Raw genomic sequence first — 15,676 nt, forward strand, 5'->3', positions numbered from 1 at the left:
CCAAGCAATGCGGCAAAAAACAGGTCCAGAAGATGATATGCGCCGGCCTCGAAAGTCCAGCGGCATTTGCCACGACCAACTACGCGTCGTAACGGCGGAGCACCAGGGAGGCGTTCGTGCCGCCGAAACCGAAGGAATTGGAGAGCGCCACGTTGATCTCGCGCTTGCGTGCCTTGTGCGGCACGAGATCGATCGCTGTCTCGACATCGGGATTGTCGAGGTTCAGTGTCGGCGGTGCGATATTGTCGCGGATCGCCAGCGTCGAGAAAATAGCCTCGACCGCACCTGCGGCACCGAGCAGGTGGCCGATCGCCGATTTCGTCGAGGACATGGAAATCTTCGACGCCGCGTTGCCGACCAGGCGCTCGACGGCACCGAGTTCGATCGTGTCGGCCATGGTCGAAGTGCCGTGGGCATTGATGTAATCGACGTCCGACGCCGCCAGACCGGCCCGCTTCAGCGCGGCCGACATGCAGCGATAGGCGCCGTCTCCGTCTTCCGAAGGTGCGGTGATGTGGAAGGCGTCGCCAGAAAGACCGTAACCCACCACTTCCGCATAGATCTTTGCGCCGCGTGCCTTGGCATGCTCCAGCTCTTCCAGCACGACGATGCCTGCCCCCTCGCCCATGACGAAACCGTCACGGTCGCGGTCATAGGGGCGCGATGCCTTTTGCGGGTCGTCATTGTGCTGTGTGGAAAGCGCCTTGCAGGCGGCAAAGCCCGCAAGCGAAATACGGCAGATCGGCGATTCGGCGCCACCCGCGACCATCACGTCAGCATCGCCGAGCGCGATCAGGCGCGCTGCATCGCCGATCGCATGGGCGCCGGTGGAACAGGCGGTGACGACGGAATGGTTCGGGCCGCGCAGCTTGTGGCGGATCGACACCTGACCGGACACCAGGTTGATCAGGCGGCCGGGAATGAAGAAGGGAGAAATGCGGCGCGGGCCCTTGTCGCGCAGCGTGTAGCCAGCCTCAACGATGCCTTCGAGGCCGCCGATGCCAGAACCGATCAGCACGCCCGTGGCAATCTGGTCCTCGTCGGTCTTCGGATGCCAGCCGGCATCCTCCAGCGCCATGTCGGCCGCGGCCATGCCATAGATGATGAACGGATCGACCTTGCGCTGTTCCTTAGGCTCCATCCAGTCGTCGACATTGAAGGTGCCGTTGGATCCGTCACCCACCGGTATGCGGCAGGCAACCTTGGCAGGCAGGTCCTCGACCTCGAATTCCGTCACGACCCGGGCTGCGTTCTCGCCGGCCAGCAGACGCTGCCAGCTTGCTTCCGTTCCGCATCCAAGGGGAGATACCATGCCGGTACCGGTGATAACGACCCGTCTCATCGCCAGCGTTCCGCCTTAATTTCGCATGTTCTATTTGCTGAAACGGCCCGAGCAAGCGGGCCGTCGTCGGGATCTGCCTTGCAGGCGTTATCCCAGATGTTTGGGATCGATCAGGCCTGGGCCTTTTCGATGAACTTGACGGCATCGCCGACGGTCAGAATAGAATCGGCCGCGTCGTCCGGGATCTCGACGCCGAATTCTTCTTCGAAAGCCATGACCAGTTCGACGGTGTCGAGCGAATCCGCGCCGAGATCGTCGATAAAGCTTGCGCCCTCGACAACTTTGTCGGCATCGACGCCGAGATGGTCAATAACAATTTTCTTCACGCGTTCTGCGATATCGCTCATGTCGGTTTCCTCGACCTTTGTCTTTCCGAATGCCCGAATAGCATCCGTACCCTGTTTAAAACCTGCAGCCGCCGCCTCTCGACGCGGATGCCGGCAAACCCGTTCGCCCCTCGTCAGGTTCCAGTCATGCCGCGCTCACGCAATATGACGGCCCGCATTTCGGGGTGACTATTCACAGTCATGGCCCGCTTAACATGGTTTCCGTGTTCCGCAAAGCCAGAATTTGTTCCATTTCGCCGCCGCCAACAGGCGATTGCGACAGGACATGCAACGCTGCACCGCAGCCTAGATCATCGCCATGCCGCCGTTGACGTGAATGGTCTGGCCCGTGACGTAGCCTGCTTCGTTCGAAGCGAGATAAAGAACCGCAGCAGCGATGTCCCCGCCGGCGCCCATCCGCTTCATCGGGATCGCGCCCAGGATCGCATCCTTCTGCTTGTCGTTCAGCTTGCCGGTCATGGCGCTCTCGATGAAGCCGGGGGCGACGCAGTTGACCGTCACGTTGCGGGTGGCGATCTCCTGGGCCAGCGATTTCGAAAAGCCGATCAGGCCCGCCTTGGAAGCACAGTAGTTCGCCTGGCCGGGATTGCCCGTGACGCCAACGACCGAGGAAATGTTGATGATACGGCCATGGCGGCGGCGCATCATGGGATGGGTAAGTTCCCGGGTCAGGCGAAACACGGCCGTCAGATTGACTTCGAGCACCGAATCCCAGTCCGCATCGCTCATCCGCACGAACAGGCCATCCTTGGTGATGCCGGCATTGTTGACGAGGATGTCGACGCCTTCGAGTTCGGTTTCGGCCTTTTCGCCGAGCGCCTTCACCTCGTCGCGGTCTGAGAGATTGGCAGGAAAGATCTTGACGCGATCCCCGCCGAGATCGGCGGCCAATGCCTCGAGCTTCTCGACACGCGTGCCGTGCAGGCCGACAATGGCGCCCTGCTTGTGCAGCAGCCGAGCGATCTCTTCGCCAAGCCCGCCGGTTGCGCCGGTCACCAAGGCCTTGCGGCCAGTCAAATCAAACATGATCGAATCCTCTAGAGTCTCTTTCGTCAGCCAAGAATGGCAGCGAGCGCGGCATCGATATCGGCCGGCGCGTTGACGGCAACGCCGGAAATATTCTTGTCGATGCGGCGGGCAAGGCCTGTCAGAACTTTTCCCGAGCCGATCTCGTAAAGCGTCGTGACGCCATTGGCGCCGAACCACTCCACCGTTTCGCGCCAGCGCACCTGGCCGGTCACCTGGGTGACGAGCAGCGTGGCGATCTCATTGGCGTCGTAGACCGGAGCAGCGCGCACATTGGCGACGACTGGGACGACCGGGTTCTTCTTCTCGACCTTGTCCAACGCGTGACGCATCGCGTCCGCCGCAGGCGCCATCAGGTCGCTGTGGAAGGGTGCGGAGACCGGCAGCATGATGGCCCGCTTGGCGCCCTTTTCGGTCGCAAGCGCCGCAGCCTTCTCGACTGCCGCCTTGGAGCCGGAGATAACAAGCTGCCCGCCACCGTTGTCGTTGGCGATCTGGCAGACGCCATCCTGGCGGGCCTCGGCGCAGACCACTTCCACATCGCCATGTTCGAGGCCGATGATCGCGGCCATGGCGCCCGCGCCCACGGGCACTGCGCTCTGCATCGCGTCGCCGCGAATACGAAGCAGCTTTGCGGTATCGGCAAGCGAGAAGGTGCCGGCGGCGCAGAGTGCGGAATATTCGCCGAGCGAATGGCCAGCGACATAGGCGACCTTGTCGGCGAGCTTCAGACCGCGGGCTTCCATGACGCGCATGGCGGCAATCGAAACGGCCATCAGCGCCGGCTGGGCATTGGCCGTCAGCGTCAGCGTTTCCTCCGGGCCATTCCACATGATATCGGAGAGTTTCTGGCCGAGCGCTTCATCGGCCTCTTCGAAGACGGCGCGGGCTTCGGGATAGGCTTCCGCGAGGTCTTTCCCCATGCCGACGGACTGGCTGCCCTGTCCGGGGAACGTGAATGCGATGCTCATCGGTGGTTTCCTTCCCGTATGTTTTGCCTCTCCATTCACATTTGAGCCCGGAGTGTCAAGGGCGAGGCGGCTTTCGGGACCTTTTACGGCCCCTTCTCCCCTTGCGCTCTATCAAATCCTGCTTAGAGTGCCGCCGACTTTTCAGGACGGGATTTTACTCCATGCAATATAAGCGACTCGGACGAACGGATATCTCCGTATCGGAAATCTGCCTTGGCACGATGACCTGGGGCACCCAGAACTCCGAAGCCGAAGCCCATGAACAGATGGACTACGCCGTCGGCAAGGGCGTCAACTTCTTCGATACCGCCGAACTTTATCCGACGACGCCCGTAAGCCCGGAAACCTACGGCCGCACCGAGGAAATCATCGGCACGTGGCTCAAGAAGAGCGGCAAACGCAAGGATCTGATCCTCGCCTCGAAGGTTGCCGGAAGCGGCCGCCCGCATATCCGCGGCGGACGCGAGATCGGCGCCGAAACCATCCGCGAAGCCGTGGATGCCAGCCTCAAGCGCCTGCAGACCGACTATCTCGACCTTTACCAGATCCATTGGCCAAACCGGGGCACCTTCCATTTCCGCAACTCCTGGACCTTCGATGCCTCGGCCCAGGACCGGGAAAAGGCTCGGGCGGAAATTGCCGAAATCCTGGAAACCCTTGGCGGACTGGTCAAGGACGGCAAGGTCCGCGCCGTCGGCCTTTCAAACGAAAGCGCCTGGGGCACGCTGAAATACCTGCGGCTCTCAGAGGAGAACGGCCTGCCGCGCGTCGCCTCGATCCAGAATGAATACAACCTTCTCTACCGGCAGTTCGATCTCGATCTGGCCGAAGTCGCCCACCACGAGGATGTCGGGCTGCTGGCCTATTCCCCGCTTGCGGCAGGTCTTCTCACCGGCAAGTACCAAGACGGTTCAAGGCCGACCGGTTCCCGCGCGACGATCAACGGCGACCTCGGCGGCCGCCTGACGCCCTATCAGGAACCAGCCGTAAAGGCCTATCTCGAGCTCTCCGCCAAGCACGGCCTCGATCCTGCCCAAATGGCGCTCGCCTTCTGCCTGTCACGGCCGTTCATGGCCTCCGTCATCATCGGCGCCACGAAGATGGAGCAGCTTCAGCGCGACATCGCTTCGGCGGATGTCAAGCTTTCCGATGACCTGATGAAGGAAATCGCGGCGATCCACCGGCAATATCCGATGACGCTGTAGCAATGCCCGGGCCGGAGGACATCTACCTCCAATGGGCAACTTGCTCCGGCCCCGAAAAAGGCAGCTAATCGGGCTCCTCCATACCTGGAGCGATGCGCTGAAGCCATGCAATCCGTTGTTCACCGAAGAGAGTTCATCCGGCGTCGGAAGCAACTTAAACTGACGCAAAAGGAACTTGCCTCGGAACTGGATCTGCCCTCGGACGAGCTGCGCAAGCTGGAAAGGGGTGACCAGCCAGTGCGCAGGCTTCACCTTCTGGCACTCGACCAGCTCAGACTGGAGGCGGCCGTGAAGGATTCCGGCCTTGTCACCGCCGCGATGCTTTTGAATGCCGAGCAGCTGCTGGAAAGTGTCGGCTACCGGGTCATCCGAACTCAATGACAGCAATCAGGTGTCGGGACCTCGCCGGTTTTTCAACACTCCCCTTGCCTTCCCGCCAAAAATCCGTATAAGCGCGCTGTTCGAAACACCCGGTCTTCTGGCTGGTGGCTGAACGGAGGGCTGGTTTTCCCCAACAGGAACGCCGCATGGACCAAAGGGTCCGAGCCTCCCGTGTCTCCGCTCTCGACCGTCTCGATCAAACAACTTTTCTTGCCGGGTCTTGCCCATCAAGAGCAGTCGTTGAGGCTTAGCCGCCGAGGTCCGGGTCCGTTCAACCGCAAGAAAAGGCAAAAGCTTACATGGCTCTTTACGAACACGTATTCCTTGCCCGGCAGGATATGTCCCCGCAGCAGGTTGATGCCCTCGTCGAACAGTACAAGGGCGTCCTCGAAGCTAACGGCGGCAAGGTCGGGCGCGTAGAAAACTGGGGCCTCAAGTCCCTCACCTACCGCATCAAAAAGAACCGCAAGGCTCATTACGCTCTGATGGACATCGACGCGCCGGCTGCCGCCGTGCACGAGATGGAGCGCCAGATGCGCATCAACGAAGACGTCCTGCGCTACATGACGATTGCCGTCGAGAAGCACGAAGAAGGCCCGTCGGCGATGATGCAGAAGCGCGACCGCGACGATCGTCCGCGCCGCGATGGCGACGACCGTGGCCCGCGCCGCGAATTCGGCGACCGTCCGCCGCGCCGCGATTTCGGCGACCGTCCGGACCGTGGTCCGCGTGAAGGCGGCTTCGAGCGCGCCCCGCGCCCGCCGCGTGAAGCGTAATTGGCTATAAGGAGAAGAAAAAATGGCTGACGTATCCTCCTCTCCGGCTCGCCGCCCGTTCCACCGCCGCCGCAAGACCTGCCCGTTCTCGGGCGCCAATGCGCCGCGGATCGACTACAAGGACGTGCGCCTGCTGCAGCGCTACATTTCCGAGCGCGGCAAGATCGTTCCGTCCCGCATCACGGCCGTTTCCCAGAAGAAGCAGCGCGAACTCGCCCAGGCGATCAAGCGCGCCCGCTTCCTCGGCCTGCTGCCTTACGTCCTGGCGTAATCTGAACTTTTGGACCCGCTGACCCAAGCGTCGGCGGGTCCATCTCCCTTTCGCGATGGGCGCGGATCGGAAGCTTTCTTAATCCCATGTTGGGGATGAAGTGCCTGAGAAACAGATTCAGGCGTGATCCCCTAACTGCTTGACTAAGCAGGACAGCGAGACCGTGACGAACAAGATTCAAACCGTACTGCCGATCGGCATCATTGCCGGCATTGCCGCGACCCTGCTGGTGCTGGGTGCGAATGCGCAGTCGTCCTTTGCGTCGCTTCTCTACGCCGCTTCCGCGCTTCCCATTCTGATTGCCGGCCTCGGCTGGGGCAATCGCGCCGCCGTCGTCGGCATCCTGACGGCCGCCCTGCTCGGTTCCGTCCTGGTTTCTCCGCTTTTTGCGCTCGCCATGGCGTTCTTCACGCTGATCCCCGCCAGCTGGCTTTCGCATCTCGCCAACCTGGCGCGGCCGGCGTCGGAACTCGGCGGCCCGGACCACCTGATGGCCTGGTATCCGATTTCGGACATTCTTCTGCATCTGTGCGGCCTCGTCACGATCGCCGTCATCGCGCTCGGGATCGCGATCGGTTACGGCCCGGAACTGACCGACCAGATGGTCGAGGCCATGATCGAGGTGTTCAAAGCCCAGGAGCCTGCCTTCACGGCAGATCCGTCCGCCATGGCGCAGACCAAGGCAATGATCGTGCTGATGCTGCCGCTGGTGCAGGGCGGCGTCTGGGTCATGCTGCTGTTTGCGGCATTCTATCTCGCCGTTCGCGTGGTTTCGCGCTCGGGCCGGGCGCTGCGTCCGCGCGAGGACATGCCGTCGGCGCTGCGCATGAACCGGCATGCCATCTTCATCTTCCTCGCCGGTATCGTGCTGACCTTTCTGGGCGGCGTGCCGGCGATGGTCGGCGCCGTGGTCTGCGGCACGTTCGGCGCCGGCTTCCTCATGGCGGGCTTTGCCTCCCTCCACTTCCGCAGCCAGGGCAAGGACTGGCGCGTGCCCGTGCTCATTCTTTGCTACCTCTCATCCATGCTTCTCCTGCCGGCGATCGGCATCCTCCTGCTCGGCTTGTCCGACACGCGGCGGACGATCGCACTCACGCCGGCGAAGTCTCCTGCCAATCCCAATGAAAACAAGAATTGACTGATCGAAAGGAACTCAACCATGCAAGTCATTCTGCTTGAACGCGTACCGAAGCTCGGCCAGATGGGCGAAGTCGTAAAGGTCCGTGACGGTTATGCCCGTAACTTCCTGCTGCCGCAGGGCAAGGCATTGCGCGCCAACGACGCCAACAAGAAGCGTTTCGAATCCGAACGCGCTACGCTCGAAGCCCGCAATCTCGAGCGCAAGGGCGAAGCCCAGAAGGTTGCCGAAGTGCTCGACGGCAAGTCCTTCATCATCGTTCGCTCGGCCGGCGAAACCGGCCAGCTCTACGGTTCGGTTGCCGCCCGCGACATCCTTGAGACGCTGGCTGCCGAAGGCTTCAACGTCGGCCGCAACCAGGTCGACCTCAACCACCCGATCAAGACCATCGGCCTGCACAAGGTGACGCTGCACCTGCATGCCGAAGTCGAGATTTCGATCGAAGTGAACGTTGCCCGTTCGCCGGAAGAAGCCGGCCGTCAGGCCAAGGGCGAAAGCCTCACCTCCGTTGATGCCATCTACGGCGTCGACGAAGACGCTCTGCGTCCGGAAGATTTCTTCGATCCGGAAGCCGATCGCGACAACGACGAAGAATAATCGTCATCGCTTTGCTGTTTCAGCCCTCGGCTCACGCCGGGGGCTTTTTCTTTTTCAGCCGATCATCCGCGCTGCTCCGGCTCCGTCCTGGATTATGGCAACAATTTGTCGACCGAAGGTTGACAGGCGACGCACGCCTTCTCCATGTTGCTCGAAACAGGAAAGGGAGCATCCAATGACAATCAGAAAGAAGCTACTTGCGGTGGGCGCCGTCATCGGCCTCGCAGCGGCAGGCGCCGGTTTCGCCGTCGCCCAATCGCCGGCCTTTTTCCGCATCGGGACGGGCGGCACGGCAGGCACCTATTATCCGATCGGCGGATTGATCGCCAACGCCATTTCCGGCGCCGGAGACAAGGGTGTCCAGGGCCTCGTTTCGACCGCGGTGGCGTCCAACGGCTCCGTCGCCAATATCAATGCCATCCAGGGCGGCTCGATGGAATCGGGCTTCACCCAGTCGGATGTCGCCTATTGGGCGCATAGCGGCACCGGACTCTACGAAGGCAAGGGCAAAGTCGAGGATCTCCGCCTGATCGCCACGCTCTATCCGGAAACCATCCATCTCGTCGCCGCCAAGAATTCCGGCATCAAGTCGGTCGCCGATCTCAAGGGCAAGCGCGTGTCGATCGACGAGCCGGGTTCCGGTACGATCGTCGATGCCCGCATCGTGCTCGGCGCTTACGGGCTCACCGAAAAAGATATCAAGGCCGAACATCTGAAACCCGGTCCGGCCGGCGAGCGCCTGCGGGACGGCGGTCTCGACGCCTATTTCTTCGTCGGCGGCTACCCGACCGGCGCAATTTCCGAACTAGCGACCTCTTCCGGCATCTCGCTCGTGCCGATCACGGGACCGGAAGCGGACAAGCTGCTGTCGGAATACAAGTTCTTCTCGAAAGACACGGTTCCGGCCAGCACCTACCAGGGTGTCGCGGAGACGCCGACTATCTCGGTCGCCGCCCAGTGGGTCACTAGCGCAAAGCAGCCTGAGGATCTGGTCTATAACATCACCAAGGTGATGTGGAACGACGCAAGCCGGGCAGCGCTCGACGCCGGTCATGCCAAAGGCAAGATGATCACGCTCAAGAACGCCGTCACCAGCCTCGGCATTCCGCTGCATCCGGGCGCGGAACGCTTCTACAAGGAAGCGGGCGTCCTGAAGTAACGCGGCAAATTCTGAAAATCATGGAGCGGCGGTCCGCAGCAAGGCAGGCCGCCGCTTTCCGTCCGGGTGAAGGCAAGGAGCATGGACATGGCGACAGACGGTGACAACAAGATCTCTCCCATGGAGCTGGACGAAGCGAAGGCGCGCGAACTGGAAGAGCAGTTCGATTCGGAAATCCGTTTCCGGCCGCTCGCGCCGCTGGCTGCCCGGCTCGTCGGCCTGCTGCTCGTCGTCCTTTCGATCTTCCACTATTACACCGCCGGCTTCGGCTTGCTGTCCGAAGTCGTCCATCGCGGCATCCACCTCTCCTTCGTGCTCGGCCTGATCTTCCTGGTGTTTCCCTTCTCCCGGAAAGGCTACGACGTGCCCACGCAGTCGAGCCTTGCGCGGCCGCTCGGGATATCGCTGTTCGACTGGGCGCTGGCGATCGGCGCCGTCGTCGCGGTTCTCCATGTGCCTTTCATTCCGCTGGACGACCTCGCTTTCCGGGTCGGCAATCCGACCACGACAGATGTCGTTCTCGGCGGCCTGCTGGTGCTGGTCCTGCTTGAAGCGACCCGGCGCTCCGTCGGCTGGCCGCTGCCGATCATCGCCCTCCTCTTCATGGCCTATTCGATCTGGGGGCCTGCTATGCCCGGCATTCTGGTGCATCCCGGAGCGACCTTCTCGCAGCTCATCAACCACCTTTATCTGACGAGCCAAGGCATTTACGGCATCGCGCTCGGCGTCGTCGCGACCTACGTCTTCCATTTCGTGCTTTTCGGCGTCTTTGCGACTCGGATCGGCCTCGGCCAGCTGTTTCTCGACTGCGCCGCGTGGATCGCCGGACGGTATGCCGGCGGCCCCGCCAAGGTATCCATCTTCGGTTCGGCGCTGTTCGGGATGATTTCCGGCTCTTCCGTCGCCAACACGGTGACGGTCGGCTCGCTGACGATCCCGGCAATGATCCGGATGGGTTACAAGCGGCCGTTCGCTGCTGCGGTCGAAGCGGCCTCCTCGACGGGCGGGCAGATCACCCCGCCGATCATGGGGGCTGCGGCCTTCCTGATGATCGAATTCCTCAACCTGCCCTATACGACGATCATCCTTGCGGCGATCATTCCGGCGTTCATGCATTTCTTCGGAGTGCTGGTGCAGGTGCATTTCGAAGCCAAGCGGAACGGGTTGCGCGGCATGCGGAAAGACGAGCTGCCCGATCTCAAGGAAGCGTTCAAGCGCGACTGGCCGACCGTCATCCCCCTGGTCGTTCTGATCGGCGTGCTTCTCTCCGGCTATACGCCCTATCTCGCCGCATTCTGGGGCATCACGCTCTGCATTGCCGTCGGCCTTCTCAATCCCCGGCGGCGCATGTCCTTCACCGACGTGTTCGAAGGTCTGCGTGACGGCGCCAAATATGCGCTGGCGGTCGGCGCCGCCGCGGCGACAGTCGGCATCATCGTCGGCGTGGTGACGCTGACCGGCGTCGGCTTCAAGATCTCCTTTATCGTCACGTCGACGGCAGCGCAGATGGCCACCTTCGTCGGAGGCATCCTTCCGGTCGATTGGTTCGGGCCACAAACGCTGACGCTGCTCTTCACGCTGATCATGACCGGCGTAGTCTGCATCCTGATGGGGTGCGGCATCCCGACGACGGCGAACTACGTCATCATGGCAACCATCGCCGCGCCTGCACTCGGTATGCTCGGCGTCGAGCCGATCGTGGCCCATTTCTTCGTCTTTTATTATGGCGTGCTGGCGGACATTACCCCACCCGTGGCACTCGCGGCCTATGCGGCTGCGGGAATGGCGGGCGCTGATCCTTTCAAGACCGGCAATACCGCCTTCCGGCTTGGACTGGGCAAGATCCTGGTCCCGTTCGTCTTCGTGTTCTCCCCGTCCCTGCTGCTGGTCACAAACGACTTCACCTGGACCAACTTCCTCATCGCCTTCATCGGCTGCACCCTGGGGATTACCTGCCTCGGCGCGGCGATTTCAGGCTTCATGCTCGTGCGGACCGCCGCGTGGGAACGCCTGCTTCTCACGGTTGCCGCCGTGCTGCTCGTGGTGCCGGAACTGATATCCTCGCTGGTCGGCGTGGTCCTGATCATCCCAGTCCTCGCACGTCAATTCACCGGCTATCGAACAGCGCCCGCCTTGTAGCGAATCAACCAGCACGCGCCTGACGTTAAGGGCGCGCTGCGGCTTCAATTTCGCGGATCAGCGGCTCCTGATCCCCAATCCAGAACCAGTGATCGTCGCCCTCCTGAAGAAGATGCCGAGCCCCCGGAATTCTCTCGGCCATGTAGGCGGCCGCTTCTACCCTGACGGCTCTATCTCCCTTCCGATGCATCACCGTCGTCGGGACGGAAATCTCGGGGAGAAGGGCGCGGACGTCGACGTCGCGCAAAGCCGACAATACCGTCCGCATCGAACCCGGACTGGAGGCGGCGCGCAGCAGGCTGGCCCACCAGCGCTGCACGAGCGGGTCGTCCCTGACGCTCGGCGCAAATATCGACAGATCCACCGGCCCGCCCCATTCCTTCGTGATCCGTGCAAGCCATAGGTCGAACTGCTGCCGTTCCAGCGCGAACGGATAGTCGGGGCTTCTGCAGCCCTTAGCCATTGCTCCCCAGAGGATCAGCCGGTGAACGCGACTGGCGCAGCGAGCGGCAAAGAAGATGCTTCCCGGTCCTCCTTCGGAGGCCCCGACGATGATCGCCCTTCTGCTCCGGGCCGCGTCCAATACCGCCCCCATATCCCGTGCGACTGCCTCTGGCGTCGGGCAGGCCTCGGCTCTGTCCGAGAGGCCGACGCCCCGCCGGTCGAACAGGATCACTCGCCCGGACCGCGCAACGCGCTCGACCCATCTGCGGCAATGCTCGTCCTCGAACACTCTTTCGACATGGGAGACGAAGCCGGGGACCAGCAGGATGTCGAGCGGCCCCTCCCCTACAGTTCTATAGGCCACATGCAGCCCGTCGACCGCCACATATCGGACCGGCGAAACGGGGACCGCGGACGGCTGAGCCGCAACCGCATGTAGATCCAGCACGGCGCGTGTTTCCTTTGAGGGTACAATGCCGAGGCTGCGCCTCAGCAGATCGGCGCAAAACTGATAATGCCGCCGCGCCGAAACGAGGTCGCCGGCCTCGGCGGACGCTCTAATGAGCTGGCGGTGCGCAGCCTCATTGAGCGGATCGCATTCCACCAGCCGACGAGCGAATTTGGCGGCATCCGGATAGCGTCTTTCATCGAAGGCCGTCTGGATGAGCCGTTCGAGAGCATGCACCAGCCGCCCCTTCAAAGCTTCGCGACGGAAGAATATCCATTCCTCCAGCTCAGACGCATCATCGAGGTGGAACCCCTCCAGGAAATCGGCGGAGTAGACCATCTCCGCCTCCGTGAAACGGTGCTGTGTCAGCAGGTCTTCGAAAACGACGACGTCGCAATCCACGGCGACGCGATCCGAAAGGCGGATATTGACGCGGTCGCTCTCCACGACATCGATCCCGGCCGCCTGCCGGATCTTGTAGATGAGCCGCCGCAGCCGGGCACGGGAGGTTTCGCTGTCGGCCTCCGGCCATAGAAGAGCCGAAACGGCCTCGCGGGAAACCGGGGCCTTTGCCGTGGCGATGTAGATGATGAGCGCCAGCGCTCTGCGCTCCCGCAGCGCCAGCGCAGCGTCGTCAAAGCGGACATCCGGATAGCCGAAAAGGCGAAGCCGCAATTGCAACGGCAGCTCGGCACTTGCCGCAACTTTCGTCATCGCACCCCCTCGCCAAGGGACGGTCAGGGGACTCCAGGCAACTAGGGTCCTCTCCGTCCGACAAGGCAACCACTATATGAAGAAAGGCTCGTCCAATGAATATCAATCACGCCAAGGCGCATTCTTCCACCCGCTTCGGCATTGCGGGTGCTTCGATGATCAACGTCACCGCTCTTGCACACCGAGCGTCACTACGGAGGTCGTCCCGTTTGTACCGGACCCCTGCATACCCGGGAGCAATCCCGGCACCCTGGATGCTTCTGCTTCCATCCCGATCATCCATGACTTCTGTCAACAGCCACGAGCAGGAGGTCCGTGATGTGCAGTCTGTGTGAAAGAATATTTGGGCCTGTGGGTCGGTTCGTCGTCACCAAAGCATGCGGGGCTCCACCGTTCAGGTCCATGCGCGAGCGTATGATACCGGTCGCGGCCGGGGACGTGCTCGAGATCGGTATCGGGTCGGGCCACAATCTGGAGCTCTACGACAGGGACAGGATCAGCACGCTGGTCGGCGTTGATCCGGATACGAAACTGCTGGCATTGGCTCACCGCAGGTCCTGTGACCTGCAGCGGGATGTCCGGCTGATCGAAGGATCAGCCGAGCGGTTGCCGGTCGAAATGCATTCGATCGACACCGTCGTCGCAAGCTACGTCCTCTGCACGATTCCCGATACGCAGACGGCGCTCGCCGAGATCAGGCGGGTGCTGCGGCCGCAGGGAAAGCTCATCTTTCTCGAACACGCCGTGGGGCGGGGAAATATCCTCCCGCATGTCCAGAGGAAGATGAATGCAGGTTGGCGGCTTCTTGCCGGCGGCTGCAATCTGGTCCGCGACCCAGTGTCCAGGATCACCGGCAGCGGCTTTGGTATAGAGTCCTTGATCGAAAATGACTTTGCAGGTCGCATGCGTTTTCTGGGACGCCATATCGCAGGGATTGCCGTTTCCAATACGCAATGATGCCTTGTCGCGAATCTGCGGAAGGCCTATTTTAGAAAGACCGTGGCAAGGCGGATGACCGTTTTGTCACGGTCAAATCATCTTGTTCGATTGGCAGCGCGTTATCCACAAACTCGAAGCGGGACTGTGGAGATCGTCGGATTCTAGAGATTATCTTCGGGCGGTCCGTTCATCCGCCGCAAACTGCTGTAGGATCGCGCCGATTCAAAAAAGACCTGATTGGGTAACATGCAGGACGTAGCACGCAAGCTGACCGCGATCAGCAACAAGGACGCGGAGCCCCACTACCGCGAAGCACCGAACAATATCGAGGCTGAACAGGCGCTGCTCGGAGCGATCCTGGTCAATAACGACGCCTATTACCGTGTCTCGGACTTCCTGAAGCCGGTCCATCTCCACGAACCGCTGCACCGCAGGATCTTCGAGGTTGCCGGCGATATCATCCGCATGGGCAAGACCGCCAACCCGGTGACGATCAAGACCTTCCTGCCGGCCGACGACAAGGTCGGCGACCTGACGGTCGCCCAATATCTCGCGCGCCTCGCCGCCGAGGCGGTGTCGATCATCAACGCCGAGGACTATGGCCGGGCGATCTACGATCTGGCGCTGCGCCGCGCGCTGATCACCATCGGCGAGGACATGGTCAACATTGCCTATGACGCGCCGCTCGACATGCCGCCGCAGACGCAGATCGAGGATACCGAACGCCGCCTCTTCGAGCTTGCCGAAACCGGCCGTTACGACGGCGGCTTCCAATCCTTCAATGATGCAGTGGCGCTCGCCATCGACATGGCGGGCGCAGCCTTCGAACGCGACGGCCACCTCTCCGGCATCTCGACCGGAATCATGTCGCTCGACAACAAGATGGGCGGGTTGCAGCGCTCCGACTTGATCGTGCTCGCAGGCCGCCCCGGCATGGGCAAGACCTCGCTTGCCACCAACATCGCCTACAATATTGCCGCTGCTTACGAGCCGGAAGTGCAGCCGGACGGTTCCTTCAAGGCGAGGAACGGCGGTGTCGTGGGCTTCTATTCGCTCGAAATGTCGGCCGAACAGCTCGCCACCCGTATCATTTCCGAGCAGACGGAGGTCTCCTCCTCGAAAATCCGCCGCGGCGACATCACCGAAGCGGATTTCGAAAAGCTCGTTGCCTGCTCCCAGATGATGCAGAAGGTGCCGCTCTTCATCGACCAGACCGGCGGCATCTCGATCGCCCAGCTTTCCGCCCGCGCCCGCCGGCTGAAACGCCAGCGTGGCCTCGACTGCCTGGTGGTCGACTATATCCAGCTGATGACCGGCTCCGGCAAATCCGGCGAGAACCGCGTGCAGGAAATCACCCAGATCACCACGGGTCTCAAGGCGCTCGGCAAGGAACTGAACGTGCCGATCATCGCGCTGTCGCAGCTTTCGCGCCAGGTGGAAAGCCGCGACGACAAGCGCCCGCAGCTCTCCGACCTTCGCGAATCCGGCTCGATCGAGCAGGACGCCGACGTGGTGCTGTTCGTGTTCCGCGAGGAATATTATGTGAAGAACATGGAGCCGCGCGACATTTCCGATCCGAAATATCCGGAATGGGAAGCGCATATGGACAAGGTGAAGGGCACGGCTGACGTGATCATCGCAAAGCAGCGCCACGGACCGACCGGCACCGTCAAACTCGCCTTCCAGTCGGAATATACCCGTTTCGCGGACCTCGCTGACCCGAGCTTCACGCAGTACGAAGAGCACTGATGGCGGCCGGCCTGCCTGTTTATTGAGCAC

15 protein-coding genes are annotated in these 15,676 nt (G+C 61.9%); 10 read left to right on the forward strand and 5 right to left on the reverse strand.

The window, feature by feature from the left end:
- Positions 1-79: 79 nt before the first annotated feature.
- From fabF to fabD, 4 genes are all read right to left on the reverse strand, one after another.
- Positions 80-1,342 (reverse strand): beta-ketoacyl-ACP synthase II, encoded by a 1,263-nt coding sequence (gene fabF / locus C5L12_RS19215; RefSeq protein ID WP_105373673.1) that lies wholly within the window; start codon positions 1,340-1,342, stop codon positions 80-82.
- A 110-nt stretch (positions 1,343-1,452) separates the two neighbouring features.
- Positions 1,453-1,689, reverse strand: a complete 237-nt coding sequence (locus C5L12_RS19220) for an acyl carrier protein (RefSeq protein ID WP_003502080.1) — start codon at positions 1,687-1,689, stop codon at positions 1,453-1,455.
- Positions 1,690-1,974: 285 nt separating this feature from the next.
- Complete coding sequence (fabG, locus tag C5L12_RS19225) at positions 1,975-2,715, reverse strand: 3-oxoacyl-[acyl-carrier-protein] reductase (RefSeq protein ID WP_105373674.1); 741 nt, start codon at positions 2,713-2,715, stop codon at positions 1,975-1,977.
- A 26-nt stretch (positions 2,716-2,741) separates the two neighbouring features.
- On the reverse strand, positions 2,742-3,686 hold the full coding sequence (gene fabD / locus C5L12_RS19230; RefSeq protein WP_105373675.1) for an ACP S-malonyltransferase: 945 nt from the start codon (positions 3,684-3,686) through the stop codon (positions 2,742-2,744).
- A gap of 161 nt (positions 3,687-3,847) precedes the next feature.
- On the opposite strand from fabD, the gene C5L12_RS19235 reads away from it, so the two are divergent.
- The 8 genes from C5L12_RS19235 (at position 3,848) to C5L12_RS19270 (ending at position 11,352) form a co-directional block, all read left to right on the forward strand.
- Entirely contained in the window at positions 3,848-4,891 is a 1,044-nt protein-coding gene (locus C5L12_RS19235) for an aldo/keto reductase (protein ID WP_105373676.1), read from the forward strand.
- Positions 4,892-4,996: 105 nt separating this feature from the next.
- Positions 4,997-5,272, forward strand: coding sequence for a helix-turn-helix domain-containing protein (locus C5L12_RS19240; RefSeq protein ID WP_105373677.1), 276 nt, complete (start codon positions 4,997-4,999; stop codon positions 5,270-5,272).
- 299 nt (positions 5,273-5,571) lie between these two features.
- Positions 5,572-6,048, forward strand: a complete 477-nt coding sequence (rpsF, locus tag C5L12_RS19245) for a 30S ribosomal protein S6 (RefSeq protein WP_105373678.1) — start codon at positions 5,572-5,574, stop codon at positions 6,046-6,048.
- A 22-nt stretch (positions 6,049-6,070) separates the two neighbouring features.
- Entirely contained in the window at positions 6,071-6,319 is a 249-nt protein-coding gene (gene rpsR, locus C5L12_RS19250; RefSeq protein ID WP_105373679.1) for a 30S ribosomal protein S18, read from the forward strand.
- A gap of 163 nt (positions 6,320-6,482) precedes the next feature.
- A complete protein-coding gene (locus C5L12_RS19255) occupies positions 6,483-7,457 on the forward strand; it encodes a YybS family protein (RefSeq protein ID WP_105373759.1) in 975 nt (324 codons plus the stop codon).
- 21 nt (positions 7,458-7,478) lie between these two features.
- Positions 7,479-8,054, forward strand: a complete 576-nt coding sequence (gene rplI, locus C5L12_RS19260) for a 50S ribosomal protein L9 (protein ID WP_105373680.1) — start codon at positions 7,479-7,481, stop codon at positions 8,052-8,054.
- 175 nt (positions 8,055-8,229) lie between these two features.
- A complete protein-coding gene (locus tag C5L12_RS19265) occupies positions 8,230-9,213 on the forward strand; it encodes a TAXI family TRAP transporter solute-binding subunit (RefSeq protein WP_105373681.1) in 984 nt (327 codons plus the stop codon).
- An 87-nt stretch (positions 9,214-9,300) separates the two neighbouring features.
- A complete protein-coding gene (locus C5L12_RS19270; RefSeq protein ID WP_105373682.1) occupies positions 9,301-11,352 on the forward strand; it encodes a TRAP transporter permease in 2,052 nt (683 codons plus the stop codon).
- 25 nt (positions 11,353-11,377) lie between these two features.
- On the opposite strand, the gene C5L12_RS19275 is transcribed toward C5L12_RS19270, so the two are convergent.
- Positions 11,378-12,958, reverse strand: coding sequence for a bifunctional AfsR/SARP family transcriptional regulator/alpha/beta hydrolase (locus C5L12_RS19275; RefSeq protein WP_105373683.1), 1,581 nt, complete (start codon positions 12,956-12,958; stop codon positions 11,378-11,380).
- A gap of 402 nt (positions 12,959-13,360) precedes the next feature.
- On the opposite strand from C5L12_RS19275, the gene C5L12_RS19280 reads away from it, so the two are divergent.
- Entirely contained in the window at positions 13,361-13,915 is a 555-nt protein-coding gene (locus C5L12_RS19280) for a class I SAM-dependent methyltransferase (protein ID WP_157949087.1), read from the forward strand.
- Between the two features lie 228 nt (positions 13,916-14,143).
- Complete coding sequence (locus C5L12_RS19285; RefSeq protein ID WP_105373685.1) at positions 14,144-15,646, forward strand: replicative DNA helicase; 1,503 nt, start codon at positions 14,144-14,146, stop codon at positions 15,644-15,646.
- The last annotated feature ends 30 nt before the right edge of the window (positions 15,647-15,676 follow it).

The sequence above is a fragment of the Neorhizobium huautlense genome (assembly GCF_002968575.1).
Lineage (GTDB): Bacteria > Pseudomonadota > Alphaproteobacteria > Rhizobiales > Rhizobiaceae > Neorhizobium > Neorhizobium huautlense.

Bases quoted from the DNA above. Each gene is read 5' to 3' on its own strand.
- rpsF (WP_105373678.1), top strand. From the start codon at position 5,572: ATGGCTCTTTACGAACACGTATTCCTTGCCCGGCAGGATATGTCCCCG.
- fabD (WP_105373675.1), bottom strand. From the start codon at position 3,686: ATGAGCATCGCATTCACGTTCCCCGGACAGGGCAGCCAGTCCGTCGGC.
- C5L12_RS19240 (WP_105373677.1), top strand. From the start codon at position 4,997: ATGCAATCCGTTGTTCACCGAAGAGAGTTCATCCGGCGTCGGAAGCAA.
- C5L12_RS19285 (WP_105373685.1), top strand. From the start codon at position 14,144: ATGCAGGACGTAGCACGCAAGCTGACCGCGATCAGCAACAAGGACGCG.
- fabF (WP_105373673.1), bottom strand. From the start codon at position 1,342: ATGAGACGGGTCGTTATCACCGGTACCGGCATGGTATCTCCCCTTGGA.
- C5L12_RS19235 (WP_105373676.1), top strand. From the start codon at position 3,848: ATGCAATATAAGCGACTCGGACGAACGGATATCTCCGTATCGGAAATC.
- rpsR (WP_105373679.1), top strand. From the start codon at position 6,071: ATGGCTGACGTATCCTCCTCTCCGGCTCGCCGCCCGTTCCACCGCCGC.
- C5L12_RS19220 (WP_003502080.1), bottom strand. From the start codon at position 1,689: ATGAGCGATATCGCAGAACGCGTGAAGAAAATTGTTATTGACCATCTC.
- fabG (WP_105373674.1), bottom strand. From the start codon at position 2,715: ATGTTTGATTTGACTGGCCGCAAGGCCTTGGTGACCGGCGCAACCGGC.
- C5L12_RS19275 (WP_105373683.1), bottom strand. From the start codon at position 12,958: ATGACGAAAGTTGCGGCAAGTGCCGAGCTGCCGTTGCAATTGCGGCTT.
- C5L12_RS19270 (WP_105373682.1), top strand. From the start codon at position 9,301: ATGGCGACAGACGGTGACAACAAGATCTCTCCCATGGAGCTGGACGAA.
- C5L12_RS19265 (WP_105373681.1), top strand. From the start codon at position 8,230: ATGACAATCAGAAAGAAGCTACTTGCGGTGGGCGCCGTCATCGGCCTC.
- C5L12_RS19280 (WP_157949087.1), top strand. From the start codon at position 13,361: ATGCGCGAGCGTATGATACCGGTCGCGGCCGGGGACGTGCTCGAGATC.
- rplI (WP_105373680.1), top strand. From the start codon at position 7,479: ATGCAAGTCATTCTGCTTGAACGCGTACCGAAGCTCGGCCAGATGGGC.